16 protein-coding genes are annotated in these 18,450 nt (G+C 56.3%); 5 read left to right on the top strand and 11 right to left on the bottom strand.

Features of this window, described 5'->3' with window-relative positions:
• The first annotated feature begins 57 nt into the window (after window positions 1-57).
• Window positions 58-1,362 (top strand): inosine/guanosine kinase, encoded by a 1,305-nt coding sequence (locus CWM66_RS06690; RefSeq protein WP_107146397.1) that lies wholly within the window; start codon window positions 58-60, stop codon window positions 1,360-1,362.
• A 148-nt stretch (window positions 1,363-1,510) separates the two neighbouring features.
• Here CWM66_RS06690 and ybaL read toward each other — a convergent pair whose 3' ends face one another.
• On the bottom strand, window positions 1,511-3,187 hold the full coding sequence (ybaL, locus tag CWM66_RS06685) for a YbaL family putative K(+) efflux transporter (protein ID WP_007373600.1): 1,677 nt from the start codon (window positions 3,185-3,187) through the stop codon (window positions 1,511-1,513).
• A 229-nt stretch (window positions 3,188-3,416) separates the two neighbouring features.
• Window positions 3,417-4,616, bottom strand: a complete 1,200-nt coding sequence (locus CWM66_RS06680) for an MFS transporter (RefSeq protein WP_007373601.1) — start codon at window positions 4,614-4,616, stop codon at window positions 3,417-3,419.
• A 169-nt stretch (window positions 4,617-4,785) separates the two neighbouring features.
• On the opposite strand from CWM66_RS06680, the gene ushA reads away from it, so the two are divergent.
• On the top strand, window positions 4,786-6,438 hold the full coding sequence (ushA, locus tag CWM66_RS06675; protein WP_071920343.1) for a bifunctional UDP-sugar hydrolase/5'-nucleotidase UshA: 1,653 nt from the start codon (window positions 4,786-4,788) through the stop codon (window positions 6,436-6,438).
• Window positions 6,439-6,452: 14 nt separating this feature from the next.
• On the opposite strand, the gene ybaK is transcribed toward ushA, so the two are convergent.
• The 4 genes from ybaK to CWM66_RS06655 form a co-directional block, all read right to left on the bottom strand.
• A complete protein-coding gene (ybaK, locus tag CWM66_RS06670) occupies window positions 6,453-6,932 on the bottom strand; it encodes a Cys-tRNA(Pro)/Cys-tRNA(Cys) deacylase YbaK (RefSeq protein ID WP_107146396.1) in 480 nt (159 codons plus the stop codon).
• A gap of 79 nt (window positions 6,933-7,011) precedes the next feature.
• Window positions 7,012-7,821: a TraB/GumN family protein gene (locus tag CWM66_RS06665; protein WP_007373604.1), complete on the bottom strand. Its 810-nt coding sequence runs from the start codon at window positions 7,819-7,821 to the stop codon at window positions 7,012-7,014.
• Between the two features lie 89 nt (window positions 7,822-7,910).
• The gene (copA, locus tag CWM66_RS06660) at window positions 7,911-10,409 is read right to left on the bottom strand and encodes a copper-exporting P-type ATPase CopA (protein ID WP_107146395.1); all 2,499 of its coding nucleotides are present in this window, start codon (window positions 10,407-10,409) and stop codon (window positions 7,911-7,913) included.
• 163 nt (window positions 10,410-10,572) lie between these two features.
• Window positions 10,573-10,869 carry a TM2 domain-containing protein gene (locus CWM66_RS06655; protein ID WP_007373606.1) on the bottom strand — a complete coding sequence of 99 codons (297 nt, stop codon included), beginning with the start codon at window positions 10,867-10,869 and terminating at the stop codon, window positions 10,573-10,575.
• Between the two features lie 171 nt (window positions 10,870-11,040).
• Between CWM66_RS06655 and cueR the strand changes: the two genes are divergently transcribed.
• Window positions 11,041-11,448 carry a Cu(I)-responsive transcriptional regulator gene (gene cueR / locus CWM66_RS06650; RefSeq protein ID WP_007373607.1) on the top strand — a complete coding sequence of 136 codons (408 nt, stop codon included), beginning with the start codon at window positions 11,041-11,043 and terminating at the stop codon, window positions 11,446-11,448.
• Window positions 11,449-11,451: 3 nt separating this feature from the next.
• Here the strand turns inward: cueR and CWM66_RS06645 are convergent, their stop codons facing one another.
• The 5 genes from CWM66_RS06645 to tesA form a co-directional block, all read right to left on the bottom strand.
• Complete coding sequence (locus tag CWM66_RS06645) at window positions 11,452-11,910, bottom strand: NfeD family protein (protein WP_007373608.1); 459 nt, start codon at window positions 11,908-11,910, stop codon at window positions 11,452-11,454.
• Window positions 11,907-12,824, bottom strand: a complete 918-nt coding sequence (locus CWM66_RS06640) for an SPFH domain-containing protein (protein ID WP_035887325.1) — start codon at window positions 12,822-12,824, stop codon at window positions 11,907-11,909. The genes CWM66_RS06645 and CWM66_RS06640 overlap by 4 nt, the downstream gene beginning before the upstream one ends.
• A gap of 85 nt (window positions 12,825-12,909) precedes the next feature.
• Window positions 12,910-13,764 carry a co-chaperone YbbN gene (locus CWM66_RS06635; RefSeq protein WP_107146394.1) on the bottom strand — a complete coding sequence of 285 codons (855 nt, stop codon included), beginning with the start codon at window positions 13,762-13,764 and terminating at the stop codon, window positions 12,910-12,912.
• A 61-nt stretch (window positions 13,765-13,825) separates the two neighbouring features.
• Window positions 13,826-14,596: an SDR family oxidoreductase gene (locus CWM66_RS06630; RefSeq protein WP_007373611.1), complete on the bottom strand. Its 771-nt coding sequence runs from the start codon at window positions 14,594-14,596 to the stop codon at window positions 13,826-13,828.
• Window positions 14,597-14,625: 29 nt separating this feature from the next.
• Window positions 14,626-15,249 (bottom strand): multifunctional acyl-CoA thioesterase I/protease I/lysophospholipase L1, encoded by a 624-nt coding sequence (gene tesA, locus CWM66_RS06625; RefSeq protein ID WP_007373612.1) that lies wholly within the window; start codon window positions 15,247-15,249, stop codon window positions 14,626-14,628.
• Between tesA and ybbA the strand changes: the two genes are divergently transcribed.
• Window positions 15,220-15,906, top strand: a complete 687-nt coding sequence (gene ybbA / locus CWM66_RS06620) for a putative ABC transporter ATP-binding protein YbbA (protein ID WP_071920384.1) — start codon at window positions 15,220-15,222, stop codon at window positions 15,904-15,906. The two genes, tesA and ybbA, sit on opposite strands and share 30 nt — an antisense overlap.
• Complete coding sequence (gene ybbP / locus CWM66_RS06615; protein ID WP_107146393.1) at window positions 15,903-18,317, top strand: putative ABC transporter permease subunit YbbP; 2,415 nt, start codon at window positions 15,903-15,905, stop codon at window positions 18,315-18,317. Before ybbA ends, ybbP begins: the two co-directional genes overlap by 4 nt.
• Window positions 18,318-18,450 lie beyond the last annotated feature (133 nt).

The raw sequence follows: 18,450 nt of genomic DNA, 5'->3' as shown, positions 1-18,450 counted from the left end.
GCGGGCTGAGAATGTGTTAACATTCACAGCCCGTATGTTCAGCGCTTATTACAACCCATGAAATTTCCCGGTAAACGTAAATCCAAACACTATTTTCCCGTTAACGCCCGCGACCCGTTATTGCAACAAATCCAGCCAGAAAATGAAGTTGGCACCTGCTGGGTGGTCGGTATCGATCAGACGCTGGTGGATATCGAGGCGAAAGTGGACGATGCGTTTATCGCGCGTTATGGCCTGAGCGCCGGGCATTCTCTGGTGATCGCCGATGATGTGGCCGAAGCATTGTACCAGGAGCTGGTGAGCAACGGTCTGATCACCCACCAGTTTGCCGGCGGCACGATTGGTAACACCATGCATAACTACTCGGTGCTGGCTGATGACCGTTCGGTGTTGCTCGGCGTGATGTGCGACAACGTGAAAATCGGCAGCTACGCCTACCGTTATTTGTGCAATACCTCCAGCCGTACCGATCTGAACTACCTGCAAGGCGTGGATGGCGCGATTGGTCGTTGCTTCACGCTGATCAGCGACAGCGGCGAGCGGACGTTTGCTATTAGCCCCGGGCAGATGAACCAGCTTCGCCCGGAGAGCATCCCGGAATCGGTGATTGCGGGCGCGTCTGGGCTGGTGCTCTCTTCATATCTGGTGCGTTGCAACCCTGGCGAGCCGATGCCGGACGCCACTCTGCAAGCCGTAGCCTATGCCAAAAAGCATAACGTGCCGGTGGTGCTGACGCTGGGCACTAAATATGTGATTGCCGATAACCCGCAGTGGTGGCGCGATTTTCTCAAAGAGAATGTCTCGATTCTGGCGATGAACGAAGAGGAAGGCCACGCGCTGACCGGTGAAAGCGACCCGCTGCTGGCTGCCGATAAAGCGCTTGACTGGGTGGATCTGGTGCTCTGCACTGCCGGGCCAGTTGGCCTGTATATGGCCGGTTTTACCGAAGAGGATGCGAAGCGCAAAACCCAGCATCCGCTGCTGCCGGGAGCGATTGCCGAGTTCAACCAGTATGAGTTCAGCCGGGCGATACGCCATAAAGATTGCCAGAACCCGCTGCGTATCTACTCGCACATAGCCCCCTACATGGGCGGGCCTGAGAAGATCATGAACACCAATGGCGCGGGAGATGGCGCACTGGCGGCGCTGTTGCACGACATTACGGCGAACAATTACCACCGCACTAATGTGCCGAATTCCAGCAAACATAAATTCAACTGGCTGACCTATTCGTCGCTGGCGCAGGTATGCAAATACGCCAACCGCGTGAGCTATCAGGTGCTGAACCAGCATTCGCCGCGCTTAACCCGTGGCCTGCCGGAGCGGGAAGACAGCCTCGAAGAGGCGTACTGGGAGCGTTGATTTCACGGGTTTTGCCGGATAGCGGCGTTGCCTTATCCGGCCGACAAAACCGGTATTGATATGCAGGCCCGGCAAGCGAAACATCACCGGGCATTCAGGCTCACAGGCCGGATAAGCGTAGCGCCATCCGGCAATTAAAGCCGTTGGTTTACCCCGTCACCGCTTCTTCAACCGGCGGTTTCTCCAGCAGCCTCAGCATGGTATTGGCGATTTCGCGTTCACCCATCACCACCTGATTGGCGCCGCGCTCGGTAATGTAATCCACTTCGTCGTCATAATGCGCGCGGGCAATGATTTCAATGTCCGGGCATTTCTCACGCGCAGTCGCAACAATTTCCCCGGCTTCGTAACCATTCGGAATGGTCAGCAGCAGCCAGCGGGCGCAGTCGAGATGCGCCAGATTCATGATCTCTTCATTGGCGGCATTGCCCAGTACGGCGCGGATCCCGCGCTCGCGCAACTCATCCACCCGGGTGCGCGAGGTTTCAATCACCACCAGCGGAATGCCCTGCGCCATCAGTTTCTCGCCCAGCAGGCTACCGACGCGGCCAAACCCAACCAGCAACGCATGGTTGCAGATATCCACCGGGATCTGCTTCTCTTCTTCGATGGCTTCTTCCAGCGTTTGCTCTTCCAGCGTCTCGGTTTTGTCGAGGTACTTCTCCAGCAGCGTAAACAGCACCGGGTTAAGCATAATCGACAGGATCGCGCCTGCCAGCACCAGGTTTTGCCCGGCCTGCGGCAGCAGTCCCAGCGACATCCCCAGGCCCGCCAGAATAAAGGCAAATTCACCAATCTGCGCCAGGCTGGCGGCAATGGTCAGTGCGGTGCGCGGCGAGTGGCCAAACAGGCGCACCAGGAAGAAGGCAGCCACCGATTTGCCGAAAATGATGATCGCCAGCGTACCGAGCACTGCCAGCGGTTGTTCGATCAGAACCATTGGGTCGAACAACATGCCGACGGAGACAAAGAACAGCACCGCAAACGCATCGCGCAGCGGCAGAGTGTCGTGCGCAGCCCGGTGACTGAGTTCGGATTCATTCAGCACCATACCGGCGAAGAACGCGCCAAGGGCGAAGGAGACATCAAACAGCTCGACGGCGCCAAAGGCGATGCCGAGCGCCAGCGCCAGCACAGAGAGAGTAAACAGCTCGCGCGAACCGGTTGCGGCGCTACGCGCCATGATCCACGGTACCAGACGGCGGCCAACCAGCATCATAATGGCGATAAAGGCCACTACTTTACCGATGGTGATGCTCATATCCAGCGCCAGCGATGCCAGCCCAACGTTGCCTTTTTCCATCATCCCGGCGACGGCAGGCAGCAGCACCAGTGTCAGCACCATCACCAGATCTTCAACAATCAGCCAGCCGATGGCGATTTGCCCGCGCTGGCTGTCGATAAGCTGCCGCTCCTCAAGCGCGCGCAGCAATACCACCGTACTGGCGGTGGAAAGACATAATCCAAACACGATACCGGTCATAAGAGACCAGCCAAGCAGTGCGGAAAGCGCCATACCCAGCAGCGTCGCGACGGCAATTTGCGCTATCGCTCCGGGAATGGCGATCGACTTTACCGCCATCAAATCCTTTAAAGAGAAGTGCAGCCCAACGCCGAACATCAGCAGAATCACGCCTAATTCCGCCAGTTCGGGCGCCAGTTGAGTATCGGCGACAAAGCCCGGCGTAAATGGCCCGGACAGCACACCCGCTAACAAGTAGCCCACCAGAGGAGAAATTCGCAATTTATTGGCAAGCATGCCGAGAATAAAGGCCAGTACAAGGCCGCCGACAATGGTGGTGATAAGCGGTGTGGCGTGATGCATTCCGTCTCCTTTCGTTGATGCGTGGATCCCACGGTCGATGACCGTTAACTGAGTTACAGTTTATGACAATTTTCGCCAGTATGTTTATGAATAATTGTTGAATTATGAAGAAAATGGCAATTTGGCAGAAAAAAAGGTGCAACAGGGTCATCCATAACAGAAATCGCGCGGCAGGCGAGGAGAGGCAACAGAAAGCAGCGGCCAAAGAGGGGTTTTGGCCGCTAAGAAATCAATGTTGTGGGCGGTTATCGGGCAGGAATATCGTCAGAATCCCGAGTAATGGCAGGAAAGCACATATTTTGTAGACCAAATCGATGCTGCTGTGATCGGCAACCAGCCCCAGCACCGCAGCGCCAAGCCCTCCCATACCGAAGGCGAAACCAAAAAACAGCCCGGAAACCATGCCGATACGGCCTGGCAACAGCTCCTGGGCATAGACCAGAATGGCGGAGAAAGCCGATGCAAGAACAAAACCAATTATCACCGTCAAAATTCCGGTCCAGAATAGCGATGCATACGGTAAAACCAGCGTGAAAGGGGCAACGCCGAGGATAGAGCCCCAAATCACATATTTTCTGCCGATCTTATCGCCCAAAGGCCCGCCGATAACGGTGCCAGCGGCAACCGCAAACAGGAAGATAAACAGATGCATCTGCGCGTTTTGCACGGATAAATCAAACTTGTGCATCAGATAAAAGGTGAAATAGCTGCTGATACTCGCCATATAGAAGTATTTAGAGAAAATCAGAATCAGCAGGATGCAGACCGCCAGTACTACTTTGTTGCGTGGCAGCGGATTATTCACCGCAGCTATCTTTTTCCCTTTGTTCACGCGGTGCTGGGCTGCGTACCAGCGGCTCACCTGCATCAGCACGATGATCGCCAGCAGGGCGGCCAACACAAACCAGGCGACGTTGCCTTTACCGTAAGGCGCAACGATCACCGCCGCCAGCAACGGGCCGAGCGAGGCGCCAAAATTGCCGCCAACCTGAAAAATGGATTGCGCCAGCCCATGACGGCCGCCAGAAGCCATCCGCGCCACGCGCGACGATTCCGGGTGGAACACCGAAGAGCCGGTGCCGACCAGCGCGGCGGCAATCAGTACCGTTGTAAAATTACCCGCCAGCGCCAGCAGCACCAGCCCGCTAAGGGTAAAACACATGCCAATGGGCAGCGACCACGGCATTGGATGTTTGTCTGTCCAGTAACCGACCACCGGTTGCAGCAGCGAGGAGGCGACCTGGAAAGTGAGGGTGATAAATCCAATCTGCACAAATGACAGGGAAAAATCGGCCTGCAACAGCGGGTAAATCGCCAGCAGCAGCGACTGGATCATATCGTTAAGCAGGTGCGAAAGGCTGATGGCGCCAAGAATACCGAACGAGGTGCGCGCGACCGGAGGAGTCTGCGACGTTTCACTGATTGCCATAAATACCACGTATGTTTTGTCAGAAGAGGAAAGAAGAACGGTAATTGTTATCTGCCTGACATTACCTGCGTGGATGCTTTGAAGGAAGTCGCAATGCTGAAAACATATTTGTCTATTATTGTTCAGCATTGTAATTTCGGGTTTTTATCAATGGGTCAGGGAGAGAAGCATGAATTGGCTACCAAAGAGCACCACGTTGGCGCTGCTGGCAACGATGGGCATGGCAAGCTGGCAGGTGCAGGCATACGAGCAGGACAAAACTTATAACGTCACCATCCTGCATACCAACGATCACCACGGCCACTTCTGGCGCAGTGATTACGGCGAATATGGGCTGTCGGCGCAAAAGACGCTGGTGGACGGCATTCGTAAAGAGGTGGCGGCCGAAGGTGGCAGCGTACTACTGCTCTCCGGCGGCGACATCAATACAGGCGTACCTGAATCTGATTTACAGGATGCTGAACCGGATTTTCGCGGCATGAACCTGATTGGTTATGACGCTATGGCGGTCGGCAACCATGAATTCGATAACCCGCTCAGTGTTCTGCGTCAGCAGGAGAAGTGGGCGAAGTTCCCGTTCCTCTCCGCCAATATTTATCAAAAAAGCACCGGCGAGCGTCTGTTTAAGCCGTGGATGATTTTTAATCGCCAGGGGCTGAAGATTGCCGTGATCGGTTTAACCACCGATGACACTGCCAAAATCGGCAACCCGGAGTTTTTCACCGACATCGAATTCCGTAAGCCTGCTGAAGAAGCGAAGCTGGTAATTCAGGAACTTCAGCAGAACGAAAAACCAGACGTGATCATCGCCACCACTCATATGGGCCATTACGACAATGGCGAACACGGCTCGAATGCGCCGGGCGATGTGGAGATGGCGCGCAGCCTGCCGAAAGGGGCGCTGGCGATGATTGTGGGTGGTCACTCACAAGATCCTGTGTGCATGGCTTCCGAGAATAAAAAGCAGGTTGATTACGTGCCGGGAACGCCGTGCGCGCCCGATCAGCAGAACGGTATCTGGATTGTTCAGGCCCATGAATGGGGCAAATACGTTGGCCGCGCCGATTTCCAGTTCCGCAACGGTGAGATGAAACTGGTGCGCTATCAGCTGATTCCGGTCAACCTGAAGAAGAAAGTTACCTACGATAACGGCAAAAGTGAGCGCGTACTCTACACGCCGGAAATCGCTGAAAACCCGCAGATGTTGTCGCTGCTGACGCCGTTCCAGAACAGAGGCAAAGCGCAACTGGAGGTGAAAATCGGCAACACCAACGGTCACCTGGAAGGGGATCGCAGCAAAGTCCGTTTTGTGCAAACCAACCTGGCGCGGGTGATTCTGGCTGCGCAAATGGCACGTACCGGCGCGGATCTGGCGGTAATGAGCGGCGGCGGCGTGCGTGATTCCATTGAAGCGGGCGACATCACCTATAAAGATGTGCTGAAAGTGCAGCCGTTCGGCAACACGCTGGTTTACGCCACGCTGACCGGCAAAGAGCTGACGGATTATCTCACTGCTGTGGCGCAGATGAAGCCGGATTCCGGTGCCTATCCGCAGTTTGCCAACGTTAGTTTTGTCGCGAAAGATGGCAAGCTAAACGATCTGAAGATCAAAGGTGAACCGGTTGATACAGCGAAAACATACCGCCTGGCAACGTTAAGTTTCAACGCCACCGGCGGGGACGGTTATCCGCGTCTTGATGATAAAGCGGGCTATGTGAATACCGGTTTTATCGATGCTGAAGTGCTGAAAGAGTTTATTCAGAAAAACTCGCCGCTGGATGCGGCTGCTTTCGAACCGAAAGGGGAAGTGAGCTGGCAGTAACCAGCTCATAAGCGTTAATCGCGGCGGGCGATATCGGCAAATCTCGCGTCCAGCATTTTTGCCAGATCGCTCGCCGCCAGTTCAATATCCAGCCCGCGTTTGCCGCCGGAAACGTAAATCGAGGCGAATTCCTGCGCGGGTGCGTCAATCAGCGTCGGCAGGCGCTTTTTCTGGCCCAGCGGGCTGATGCCGCCCACCAGATACCCGGTGCTGCGCTGTGCGGCCATCGGATCAGCCATATCCACTTTTTTTGCCCCCAGCGCTTTGGCGACCTTTTTCAAATCCAGTTGACCGGCGACCGGCGTAACCGCTACGGCCAGATGTTTCATATCGCCGTTAATCGCCACCAGCAGCGTTTTATAGACCTGATCGGCATTCAGCCCCAGCTTGCGCACCACTTCATCGCCAAAATTGGTTTCGTTGGGATCGTGATCGTAAGTATGCACCTGAAAAGAGATGTTGTTTTTTTCGAGTAATTTCACGGCGGGAGTCATAGCAAATCCTTCTTACCACAGTCATTTCACGCCATAAGCATACGCCTGTGTGCCTCAACAAAAATAGTACCATCTTGCGCTATTGCGCCATCCGTTGTTGCAGCAGCGCAGGAAGATTGCCATCGCCATAGAGATGAAGAGCGCCGGCTGCCACCACATAACGCCCCGGCGGCAGCGCGAACAGGCGATCGCACCACGCCTGATTACGCTGATGCATCAGAACATCATGCAGCGGCTGGCTGAAGGTTGACGGTAAGCTGAGCAGTTCTGCGGCAGGCGGCGTTTCCAGCCACCAGCTCATCATCACCTGTAACAGGCGCGCATTTTCATGCCAGTGCGTTAAGGTGTCCTGTAACAGTTCGATGCCGTCATCGGGTAACTGGCGCAGAATATCCAACTGGCTGGTGGTGCCTTCCAGTTCCAGTACGCTGACCTGGTGCTGCTGGGCCTCCTGCAACAGTTGATAATCGACGCCATACTCCGGGCGCAGCCCCAACCGTTGAGCCTGGGTAGCCTGCAGCACCAGCGCGATATGCCAGGCCGGGCGCTGTTCAAACTCCTCGCGCGACAGCGAAAGGGTTTGCAGCGTCTGCTCAAGCTGGCTCAGGAGTTGGGGATTCAGGCGCTCTTCGAGCGGCGCAGCGGGAGGAAGGTTATCAAAAGGGGAATCGGAACCGGCAATGTCCGCTTCGACGATCAGCGCGTCGGCATGACGCAGTTTTTGCAGCAGCAATTCCGGCAGCGGCGACATACCATAGGTGCCCATATGAATACTGCCGACCAGGTGCAGATGCTGGCCGCCAGGCAGCGTGATATCCATTGCTGGCCAGCGGTAGCGGCGCACACGAAGCGCGAGAAAGAAGTTTTTCAATCGTTGAAACAGAGTCATACGCGCTTTCCGGGAGAAAATCCCATGCTAACGCGGCAGGCTGCAAGGTGCAAACCCCGCCGCCTGAAAGGCGGGGTAACATTTGCTGACTACTGGTGAGGTTTAAAACGCAGCAGACGGTTGGCGTTGCTGACCACCGTAATGGAGGAGAGCGCCATTGCCGCACCCGCCACAACCGGGTTGAGTAAAGTGCCGGTCAGCGGCCAGAGAATTCCGGCTGCAATTGGAATACCCAGCGAGTTATAGACAAACGCTCCCAGCAGGTTTTGCTTCATATTGCGCAGCGTCGCTTTGGCAATCGCCAGCGCATCAGCCACGCCCAGCAAGCTATGGCGCATCAACGTAATCGCGGCAGTTTCAATGGCGACATCGCTGCCGCCGCCCATGGCGATCCCGACATCGGCCTGTGCCAGCGCGGGCGCGTCGTTTATGCCATCACCCACCATTGCCACCTGGCGGCCCTGCTGTTGCAGGTTTTTGATCGCCTCGGCTTTGCCATCAGGCAGAACACCGGCAATCACCTCATCAATACCGGCCTCTTTGGCAATCGCGTTGGCTGTAATGGGATTATCACCGGTAAGCATCACCAGGCGATAACCGGCGCGGTGCAGGCGTTGCAGGGCTTCCACACTGTCATCGCGCAGCGGATCGCGAATAGCGAACAGCGCCGTGGCGACGCCATCCACTGCCAGCAGCACTGGCGTTGCGCCGAGACTGGCCTGAGTGGCTATCTCATCGTCAAGCGCCCGGGTATCCACATTCTGCTCTGCCAGCAGAGCCTGATTGCCGAGCAATATAGTGCGTCCATCGACAATACCGCTGACGCCCAGCCCGCGTAATGTGCGGAATTGATTCACCGTCGGCAGCGCATCGCTGCCCGCTTTTTCCACGATCGCCCGCGCCAGCGGGTGGCTGGAACCTTGTTCCAGCGCCGCCGCCAGACGCAGCGCCGCCGAATCGTCGCCATCCAGCGTTTTCACGCTGACCACTTCCGGCTTGCCGCGCGTCAGGGTGCCGGTTTTATCAAACACGATCGTATCCAGCGTACTGGCGCGTTGCAGGGCATCGGCATCACGCACCAACACACCAAATTCCGCGGCGCGACCGACGCCGGAGATAATCGACATCGGCGTTGCCAGCCCCAGCGCACACGGGCAGGCAATAATCAGCACGGTGGTGGCGATCACCAGCGTATAAACGATTTGCGGCGCAGGACCAGCGAAGTACCAGATTGCGCCGCTGAATAGGGCGATAGCGACCACCACCGGTACAAATACCGCCGAAATACGGTCGGCCAGTTGACCAATTTCCGGCTTGCTGCTTTGCGCCTGACGCACCATCCGGATGATGCGGGAAAGCGTGGTGTGGCTGCCGACTGCGCTGGCGGTAAACAGCACGCTACCGTCCTGCACTACCGTCCCGGCGTGAATGCTTTCGCCGATACTTTTTTCCTGCGGCACGGGTTCGCCGGTCAGCATCGCTTCATCGAACCAGGCTTCGCCCTGGCTGATTTCGCCATCTACCGGCACGCGATCGCCGGTGGTAAGGCGCAATGTCATTCCCGGCTGTACTTCTGCCAGCGGCAGATTTTTTTCGCCGCAGTCGGTAACGACCCGCGCGGTTGGCGGTGTTAAATCCAGTAAGCGTTCCAGCGCTTTCGATGAACGCTGGCGGGCGCGGGCTTCCAGCATATGGCCGAGATTTATCAGGCCGATAATCATCGCGCTCGCTTCGTAATACAGATGGCGGGCTTCCATCGGGAACCATTGCGGCCAGATGTTAACGCTCATCGAATAGAGCCAGGCGGCACCGGTTCCCAGAGCCACCAGCGTATCCATAGTGGCAGAGCCGTTACGCAGGCTTTTCCACGCGCTGGAGTAGAAGTGCCCACCGGCGACAACCATCACTGCCAGGGTAATCAGGCCGATAAACAGCCACAGAGCGCGGTTGCTGTCGGTGACCATCATATTGTCACCCATCATGCCCCAGACCATGATTGGCACGCCGACCACCAGCGCGACAATCGCCTGCCAGCGGAAGCGCTTCATGGTGGCGAGCGCGGTTTCCTGCTGGCGCTCGCGGCGCTTAATATCGTCTTCTATGGCTTCAGCGCCGTAGCCCGCTTGCTCTACGGCACTGACTAATTCAGCGGCGGGCGCGCTACCCATGACTAACGCGGTGCGCTCCGCCAGGTTGACCCGTGCCTGCGTCACGCCCGGTACGGCCTGCAAGGCTTTTTGTACCCGGGAAACACAACTGGCGCAGCTCATGCCGTTGATCAGCAGTTGTTGGCTGTCATCAAGGTCGCTGGCTGCCGGAAGCTCAGGGGTGGCCGCTGTCAGTGCTTCCGACGGGAGTGATGACTCTGCCAGCGGTTTAGCCTTTGGGTGGCTTAAACTCGCGCCATATCCGGCTTCTTTAATGGTCGCGATCAACGCGTCAGCGCTGGCACTGCCGGTGACTTCCGCGCGTTCAATGGTCACATCCGCCTGTTCAACATCGGGGCGTTTTTCGAGGCTCTCTTTGACGCGTTTAACGCAATGGCCGCAGGAGAGGCCATCCAGGTTTAGTTCTATGGTGTGAGACATGGTAAATCTCCTTGGTTGTGGTGCTTCAATACTGAGTGAAGTGAAGCTTAAACCTTCCATCAAGGGGAAGGTCAAGGCCTTATGTTCACGATGATGGCATTAGCGGTTTATAAACAACAAACCCCGCATCGGGCGGGGTTTGTTGATTGTCAGCGAGTCAAACTCAACCGTATTTACGGGCAAATTCCTGATCGGAGTTGCACAGATAAATAATAAATTCGACGAAAGAGATGATCGCCGGAATAAAGGTCCAGCAAAACAGAAGATAAAGGATCCCCTGTCCTGGTTTCCCTAAATAAAATTTGTGTGCACCAAAACCACCTAAGAAGAAGGCGAACAACGCAGCGGAAATTCGGCTTTTCTTCCCGGCAATATTTTGTGGCGCGCCGCAATGCGGGCAGGCCACCGCTTCTTTATGTATTTCCTTTCCGCAACCACGGCAAAACGCCATATCACTCATAAACACTCCTGTGTGTAAATCATTTATCATTCTTTGAAACATCCGGCCACATGTTATAGCGAAGCGGCAAGGTGGGTAAATAAAAAATATATTAGTTACATGGATATATTTGGTTGATTACATGTTTGCGATTTATATTATAAATCAGAGGTTCGGCAGCAAGGTGAAAAAATGAATATCAGCGATGTGGCAAAAAAAACCGGTTTAACCAGCAAAGCGATTCGTTTTTATGAAGAGAAAGGGCTGGTGACGCCGCCGATGCGCAGCGAGAACGGCTACCGCAGCTACAGCCAGCAGCACCTGAACGAACTGACGCTGCTGCGTCAGGCGCGGCAGGTTGGGTTTAACCTTGAAGAGTGCGGCGAACTGGTGACGTTGTTCAACGATCCGGCTCGCCACAGCGCCGATGTGAAAGCGCGGACATTACAAAAAGTGGCGGAGATTGAGCGTCATATTAAGGAATTACAGGTAATGCGCACGCAATTGCTGGCGCTGGCGGATTCTTGCCCTGGCGATGACAGCGCCGAGTGTCCGATTATTGATAACCTTTCCGGCTGCTGCCATCACGCGAAGGGGTGAGCACTATTCTCTCACGGCTTTAACCCGCAGCGTAATGCCCTCCACGGCAATCACTTCGACGCGCGTGCCGGCGGCGAGATCGTCGTCAGCGCTGACCGGCCATGAACTGTCGCCGACGCGCATATGACCACGCCCATTAACCAGTGCGTTATCCAGTTGAAAGCGGCGTCCCATCAGTTGTTGCCCGCGCAGATTAAGCGAAGCATCGGCGGGTTTCTGCTGTTTCACCCGGCTGCTCAGCCATTTCCACCATAGCCAGGCCGCCAGCAGGGTGAGCAGGGCAAACAGCACCCCTTGCCACTCCCAACTGAAAGGAATGATCCACGCCAGTAAACCGGTGATCACTGCCGCCACGCCGCTCCACAACAAATAGCCGTTACCGCCGAGCATTTCGGCGGCGAGCAGCAATCCGCCCAGCACCAGCCAGGCGAGGTGGGTATGTTCGAGCAGCAGCGCGATCATCGTTTAGTCCGCTCGCTGCTGCTGTCTTTGATAAGCTCAGCGATCCCGGCGATCGAGCCCATCAGGCTGCTGGCATCAAGTGGCATCATCACCACTTTGCTATTATTTGCAGAGCCGATCTGTTGCAGCGCTTCGGTGTATTTCTGTGCCACAAAGTAGTTCACCGCCTGAATATCCCCGGCGGCAATGGCTTCAGAAACCATCTGCGTTGCGCGAGCCTCCGCTTCGGCAGAACGTTCGCGCGCTTCCGCTTGCAGGAATGCCGATTGACGATCGCCTTCCGCTTTCAAAATCTGCGACTGTTTTTCCCCTTCGGCCTTGAGGATTTCCGCCTGGCGAATCCCTTCCGCTTCAAGGATATAAGCGCGTTTGGTTCGTTCGGCTTTCATCTGCGCGTTCATCGAGGCAATCAGTTCTGCCGGTGGGCGAACGTCGCGGATCTCAATACGGGTTACCTTCACGCCCCACGGATTGGTGGCCTCATCAACAATGTGCAGCAGACGCGTGTTAATGCTGTCGCGCTGCGAGAGCATCTCGTCCAGCTCCATCGAGCCGAGCACCGTACGAATGTTGGTCATCGTCAGGTTGATGATTGCCAGTTCCAGATTGCTGACTTCATAAGCGGCGCGCGGCGCATCGATCACCTGAATAAAACAGACCGCGTCGATGGTGACGTTGGCGTTATCTTTCGAAATAACTTCCTGCGAGGGGATATCGAGGACCTGCTCCATCATATTGATTTTACGACCAATACGATCCATAAATGGCACCACCAGGCTCAGGCCCGGCTGTAGGGTTCGGGTAAAGCGGCCAAAGCGTTCCACCGTCCACTGGAAACCTTGCGGTACGATTTTGACGCCGGAAATAACCACGACCAGCGCGACAAAGATAAGAACCAGAATGACGATTGGCATCAAAAAAACCTCCTGTTTAATTTGATGCCATCTTAGCCCGATTTGGCGATCAAAACAGCACGATCGCCAAATTTAGCGGGGGGAATTAGTAGAGCAGGGAGTAAAGCTGGCGGCGGTATTTCGAGGCCAGTGCGTCGCCGGTTCCCAGCGCGGCAAGAATTTCTTGCAGCATTTTACGCGCTTCGCCGTTGGCGGCACTGAGATCTTTGCGCAGGTGGCTGAACAGCAACTCCAGCGCTTCTTCGTTGCGCCCGACCTGATGCAGTTGCAGCGCGAGTTGCGTTGCCAGCAGCGCGTCCTGCGGGTTGTCGGCAACCTGTTTTTGTAACTGCTGGATCTCCGGCGTATCGGCGGCTTTTTTCAGCAGTTCAATCTGCGCGACCAGCCCCTGATAGCGAGTATCCTGATCCTGTAACGGGATGGTTTTCAGCACGTTTTCGGCTTCATCCGCGCGGTTCAATACAATCAGCGTTTCCGCCAGCAGCAGGCCGATTTCGCTGTTTTGCTGCGAAAGCTGCCAGGCCTCTTTCAGCAGCGGCAACGCTTCGCCGTGCTTGCCTTCCTGCATCAGTTGCATCGCCTGTTGCACTTTCAGTTCCTCTTCACGCGGCAGGACTTTATCCAGCAATGCGCGGATGGCCTCTTCCGGCTGCGGCCCCTGGAAACCATCAACCGGCTGGCCGTTCTGGAACAGGTAGACGGTAGGAATGGCGCGCAGACCAAACTGCGATGCCACCATTTGCTCGGCATCGCAATCGACTTTCGCCAGAATAAACTGTCCGTTGTACTGCGCGGCCAGGCTTTCCAGCACCGGTGTCAGTTGCTGGCAATGCTGGCTACGATCGGACCAGAAATAGAACAGCACCGGCGTGGCCATCGACTGCTCAAGCACCTGTTGCAGATTCACTTCGGTAATATTGACAATATTCTGTACGGACATAGGAAATTCTCTGTTTTTTAACTCATTGTTCTTACATGGGGGAGGATATTGCGCCTTCAACTCATCCCCGCAAAATTTTATCCATCATGCGCCCAGGCAGCAGGCGTTTCAGCAGGCTCACTGCCCAGGTTACCAGCGTAACCGGATAGCGCATTTTGGGATGCGCGCTTTCAAAAGCATGGCGCACTTTTGCTACTACCGCCTCTGGGCCAAGGGTAAAACGTGCTGCGATGCCGGGATTTTCCACGGGTTTGTCGCGCTGCGTCTGATTAACGTTGTCGGTAAAACGGGTACGGATAGGGCCCGGCTCAATCAGACTTACTTTGACGCCGCTGTGGCGTAGCTCCATTCGTAAAGCGTCGGACCAGGCTTCAAGCGCATACTTGCTGGCGGCATAAGCACCGCGCCCGGGCGTAGAGATAAGCCCCATCACCGAGGAGGTCATCACAATGCGGCCTTCACCGTGCGGCGTCATGGCGGGCAGCAGGCGCATCGTCAGTTGGTGGGTGCCGAAAAAATTACTCGAAAACTGCTGTTCCAGCTGCTGGCGGCTGATGGTTTCCAGCGAGCCGTAAACGCCATAACCCGCGTTATTGAAGAGGCCATACAGGCGGTTGTCGGTCAGAGCGATCACTTCATCGGCGGCGCGATCGACGCTCGCCGGATCGTCAAGATCCAGCAAAATACCGGTAAAGCCTTCCTGGTTCATGCGGGCGACATCGTCCGCTTTGCGGCAGGCAGCCAGTACGCGGAAACCCTGGCGTTTGAGTTCGCGCGCGCTTTCCAGACCGATACCGCTGGAACATCCTGTTATTAAGACCGTTTTTTGCATAACTTTACCTGCAGGGCGTGCCTGAATACTCAGGAGTCGTGGTTAACTAAGGGAGCCAGTCGCGTCGCCATCCAGTCGGCAATAAACGGCTGGGCATCGCGGTTGGGATGAATACCATCATCCTGCATCCATTGTGGTTTCAGATAGACCTCCTCCATAAAAAATGGCAGCAGAGGGACATCCAACTCTTTGGCGAGCTTAGGATAAATGGCGCTGAACGCCTCATTATAGCGGCGGCCGTAGTTGGCGGGCAGCCGAATTTGCATTAACAGCGGTTTTGCATTGGCGGCTTTGATCGTCTGCAACACCTGACGCAGCGTCTGTTCTGTCTGCTGCGGCGCAAAACCGCGAAGGCCATCGTTACCGCCCAGTTCGACCAGTACCCAATTCGGCTGATGTTCTTTAAGCAGCGCGGGCAGGCGCGATAGCCCCTGCTGCGAGGTATCCCCGCTGATGCTGGCGTTCACCACCGTCGGTTTCTGCTGCCATTTGTCATTGAGCAACGCGGGCCACGCCACGTTCGCCGCCATGCGATAACCGGCGCTCAGGCTGTCGCCCAGAATCAGTAACGTGTCCGCCGCCGCGGCGCGAAAGGTCAACAAAAGCAACAACAGGAAGGGCAAATGCCAGCGGAAAACATTGTTGAAGTTCATCGTCTTAAGAAGTCCGTCGGTCAGGGGGAGCATGAGCTTTCCATCCTTACCGGAGTTGAGCTTGTTGTCAAACCGGCCGAGACCATTGCCCTGATTGGCGAATCGGGATCCGGTAAATCGACACTGCTGGCGATCCTCGCCGGGCTGGATGATGGCAGCAGTGGGGAGGTTCATCTGCTGGGTAAGCCGCTACATGCGATGGATGAAGAGGCGCGAGCGACACTGCGGGCGCAGAATGTGGGTTTTGTTTTTCAGTCGTTTATGTTGATTCCCACGCTTAACGCGCTGGAAAACGTGGAGTTACCTGCCTTACTGCGCGGAGAAAACGGCGGCCAAAGCCGCGGCAGCGCCAAAGCCCTGCTGGAAGAGTTGGGGCTGGGCAAGCGCCTCGATCACCTGCCTGCGCAACTTTCTGGCGGCGAGCAGCAGCGAGTGGCACTGGCGCGCGCCTTTAACGGCCGTCCGGCCGTGCTGTTTGCCGATGAACCCACCGGCAATCTCGATCGACAGACCGGCGACAAAATCGCTGACCTGCTGTTTTCCATGAATCAGCAGCACGGCACAACGTTAATTCTGGTGACGCACGATCTGCAACTGGCAGCGCGCTGCGACCGGCGTTTACGTCTGGTTAATGGCGAACTGCGGGAGGAAGCATGATTGCCCGCTGGTTCTGGCGTGAATGGCGCTCGCCTTCGCTGCTGATTGTCTGGATGGCGCTCAGCCTCGCTGTCGCTTGTGTGCTGGCGCTCGGCAATATCAGCGATCGGATGGAAAAAGGGCTGAGCCAGCAGAGCCGCGACTTTATGGCTGGCGATCGGGCGCTGCGCAGTTCCCGCGAAATCCCTGCAGCATGGCTGGATGAGGCGCGCAAACTCGGCCTGAAAGTGAGCGAGCAAATCAGCTTTAACACCATGACTTTCGCCGGAGATACGCCGCAACTGGCGGATGTGAAAGCGGTCGACGATCTTTACCCGCTTTATGGCGAGCTGCAAACCCGTCCAGCCGGGCTGAAGCCGCAGGCGGGCAGCGTATTGCTGGCACCACGGCTGATGGCCCTGCTCAATTTGAAGGTCGGCGATACGATCGATGTTGGTGATGCGACGTTACATATCGCCGGTGAAGTGGTTCAGGAACCTGATTCCGGTTTCAACCCCTTCCAGATGGCGCCGCGCCTGCTGATGAATGCGGCGGATGTGGCGAAGACCGGCGCCGTACAGCCGGGTAGCCGGGTAAGCTGGCGCGCAAAATTTGCCGGTACGCTCGCGCAGCTCGACGCCTACGAAAAGTGGTTGCTGCCGCAGCTAAAACCGGAGCATCGCTGGTACGGGATGGAGCAGGATGATGGGGCGCTCGGTAAATCGCTCCAGCGTTCGCAGCAGTTCCTGCTGCTTTCTGCGCTGCTAACTCTGCTGCTGGCGGTTGCTGCGGTGGCCGTGGCGATGGCGCACTACTGTCGCAGCCGTTACGATCTGGTCGCGGTGCTGAAAACCCTGGGCGCCGGGCGCGCGCAACTGCGCAAGTTGATTGTTGGACAGTGGCTGTTGGTGCTGGTGCTGGCAGTGGTGACGGGCGGTGTACTGGGGCTGGCTTTTGAAAGCTTGTTGATGGTGTTGCTCAAACCGGTGCTTCCCGCTGCGTTACCGCCAGCCAGCCTGTGGCCGTGGCTGTGGGCTGTCGGCGCGATGGTGGTGATTTCGCTGTTGGTGGGTTTGCGTCCTTATCGCTTGCTGTTAGCCACGCAGCCGTTGCGCGTATTGCGCCGCGATGCGGTGGCGAACGTCTGGCCGCTGAAGTTCTATATTCCTGTCATCTGCGCCGTGGCGATTTTGCTGCTGGCCTGGCTGATGGGGGGCAGTATGCTGCTGTGGTCGGTGCTGGCGGGAGCAGTGGTGCTGGCATTGTTGTGCGGCGTGGTCGGCTGGCTGCTGCTCAATGTTTTAAAACGGCTGACTCTGAAAGCGCTACCGCTGCGTCTGGCGGTGAATCGCCTGCTGCGCCAACCGTGGTCAACCCTGAGCCAACTGTCGGCATTTTCCCTCTCTTTTATGTTACTGGCGATGTTGCTGGTACTGCGCGGCGATCTGCTGGAGCGCTGGCAGCAGCAGTTGCCGCCGGAAAGCCCAAACTATTTCCTCATCAATATCGCGCCGGAACAGGTGGCGCCGGTGAAAGCGTTCCTGGCTGAACATCATGTGCGCTCGGAATCGTTCTATCCGATTGTGCGGGCCAGAATGACGCAGATTAACGGTCAATCCACCGAGGGGAATCAGGATGAAGCGCTGAACCGTGAACTGAATCTTACCTGGCAGCAGCAGCGACCGGAGCATAATCCGATCACTGCGGGAAGCTGGCCGCCAAAATCGGGTGAAGTTTCTGTCGAAGAGGGGCTGGCAGAACGGCTTGGCCTGAAGCCGGGCGACAGCGTAACCTTTATGGGCGATACGCAGGAGTTCAGCGCCAGAATCAGCAGTTTGCGTAAAGTTGACTGGGAAAGCATGCGCCCTAACTTCTTCTTTATCTTCCCGCAAGGGGCGCTTGATGGTCAGCCGCAAAGCTGGCTGACCAGCTTCCGCTGGGAAAATGGTAACAGCATGTTGACTCAGCTTAACCGGGAATTCCCCACCGTCAGCCTGCTGGATATTGGCGCAATTTTAAAACAAGTCGGCCAGGTGCTGGAGCAGGTAAGCCGGGCGCTGGAAGTGATGGTGGTGCTGGTCACTGCCTGCGGTCTGTTGCTGCTGCTGGCACAGGTTCAGGTAGGAATGCGTCAGCGTCACCAGGAACTGGTGGTTTATCGCACGCTGGGCGCGGGGAAACGGCTGTTACGCGCCACGTTATGGTGCGAATTTGCCTTACTGGGCGCAGTCTCCGGGCTGGTGGCGGCCATTGGCGCAGAAACGGCGCTGGCGGTACTGCAAACCCGGGTATTTGATTTCCCCTGGCAGCCAGACTGGCGGCTGTGGATCACTCTGCCACTGTGTGGCGCGCTGCTGCTCTCCCTTTGCGGCGGTTGGCTTGGTGCGCGTCTGCTTAAGGGCAAAGCACTGTTTCGTCAATTCAGCAGTTAATCATTTCTCAATAACTTCTTAACGAAAAACACACCATTAATTCTAATGGTGTGTTTCCATTTCAAAGTGTAAATGCTTGGTTTCAAAGTATTTAGTAGCACAAAAAATCAAAAAATCCCCAACAGACACGAAC

It is taken from the genome of Kosakonia sp. H7A, assembly GCF_003028445.1.
In the GTDB taxonomy this organism is placed as follows: Bacteria; Pseudomonadota; Gammaproteobacteria; order Enterobacterales; family Enterobacteriaceae; genus Kosakonia; species Kosakonia radicincitans.
Note: the sequence above shows the minus strand (reverse complement) of the source record. Positions and strands in the feature narration are given on the sequence as shown.

Bases quoted from the DNA above. Each gene is read 5' to 3' on its own strand.
- CWM66_RS06690 (WP_107146397.1), top strand. From the start codon at position 58: ATGAAATTTCCCGGTAAACGTAAATCCAAACACTATTTTCCCGTTAAC.
- ybaL (WP_007373600.1), bottom strand. From the start codon at position 3,187: ATGCATCACGCCACACCGCTTATCACCACCATTGTCGGCGGCCTTGTA.
- CWM66_RS06680 (WP_007373601.1), bottom strand. From the start codon at position 4,616: ATGGCAATCAGTGAAACGTCGCAGACTCCTCCGGTCGCGCGCACCTCG.
- ushA (WP_071920343.1), top strand. From the start codon at position 4,786: ATGAATTGGCTACCAAAGAGCACCACGTTGGCGCTGCTGGCAACGATG.
- ybaK (WP_107146396.1), bottom strand. From the start codon at position 6,932: ATGACTCCCGCCGTGAAATTACTCGAAAAAAACAACATCTCTTTTCAG.
- CWM66_RS06665 (WP_007373604.1), bottom strand. From the start codon at position 7,821: ATGACTCTGTTTCAACGATTGAAAAACTTCTTTCTCGCGCTTCGTGTG.
- copA (WP_107146395.1), bottom strand. From the start codon at position 10,409: ATGTCTCACACCATAGAACTAAACCTGGATGGCCTCTCCTGCGGCCAT.
- CWM66_RS06655 (WP_007373606.1), bottom strand. From the start codon at position 10,869: ATGAGTGATATGGCGTTTTGCCGTGGTTGCGGAAAGGAAATACATAAA.
- cueR (WP_007373607.1), top strand. From the start codon at position 11,041: ATGAATATCAGCGATGTGGCAAAAAAAACCGGTTTAACCAGCAAAGCG.
- CWM66_RS06645 (WP_007373608.1), bottom strand. From the start codon at position 11,910: ATGATCGCGCTGCTGCTCGAACATACCCACCTCGCCTGGCTGGTGCTG.
- CWM66_RS06640 (WP_035887325.1), bottom strand. From the start codon at position 12,824: ATGCCAATCGTCATTCTGGTTCTTATCTTTGTCGCGCTGGTCGTGGTT.
- CWM66_RS06635 (WP_107146394.1), bottom strand. From the start codon at position 13,764: ATGTCCGTACAGAATATTGTCAATATTACCGAAGTGAATCTGCAACAG.
- CWM66_RS06630 (WP_007373611.1), bottom strand. From the start codon at position 14,596: ATGCAAAAAACGGTCTTAATAACAGGATGTTCCAGCGGTATCGGTCTG.
- ybbA (WP_071920384.1), top strand. From the start codon at position 15,220: ATGCCAGCGGAAAACATTGTTGAAGTTCATCGTCTTAAGAAGTCCGTC.
- tesA (WP_007373612.1), bottom strand. From the start codon at position 15,249: ATGAACTTCAACAATGTTTTCCGCTGGCATTTGCCCTTCCTGTTGTTG.
- ybbP (WP_107146393.1), top strand. From the start codon at position 15,903: ATGATTGCCCGCTGGTTCTGGCGTGAATGGCGCTCGCCTTCGCTGCTG.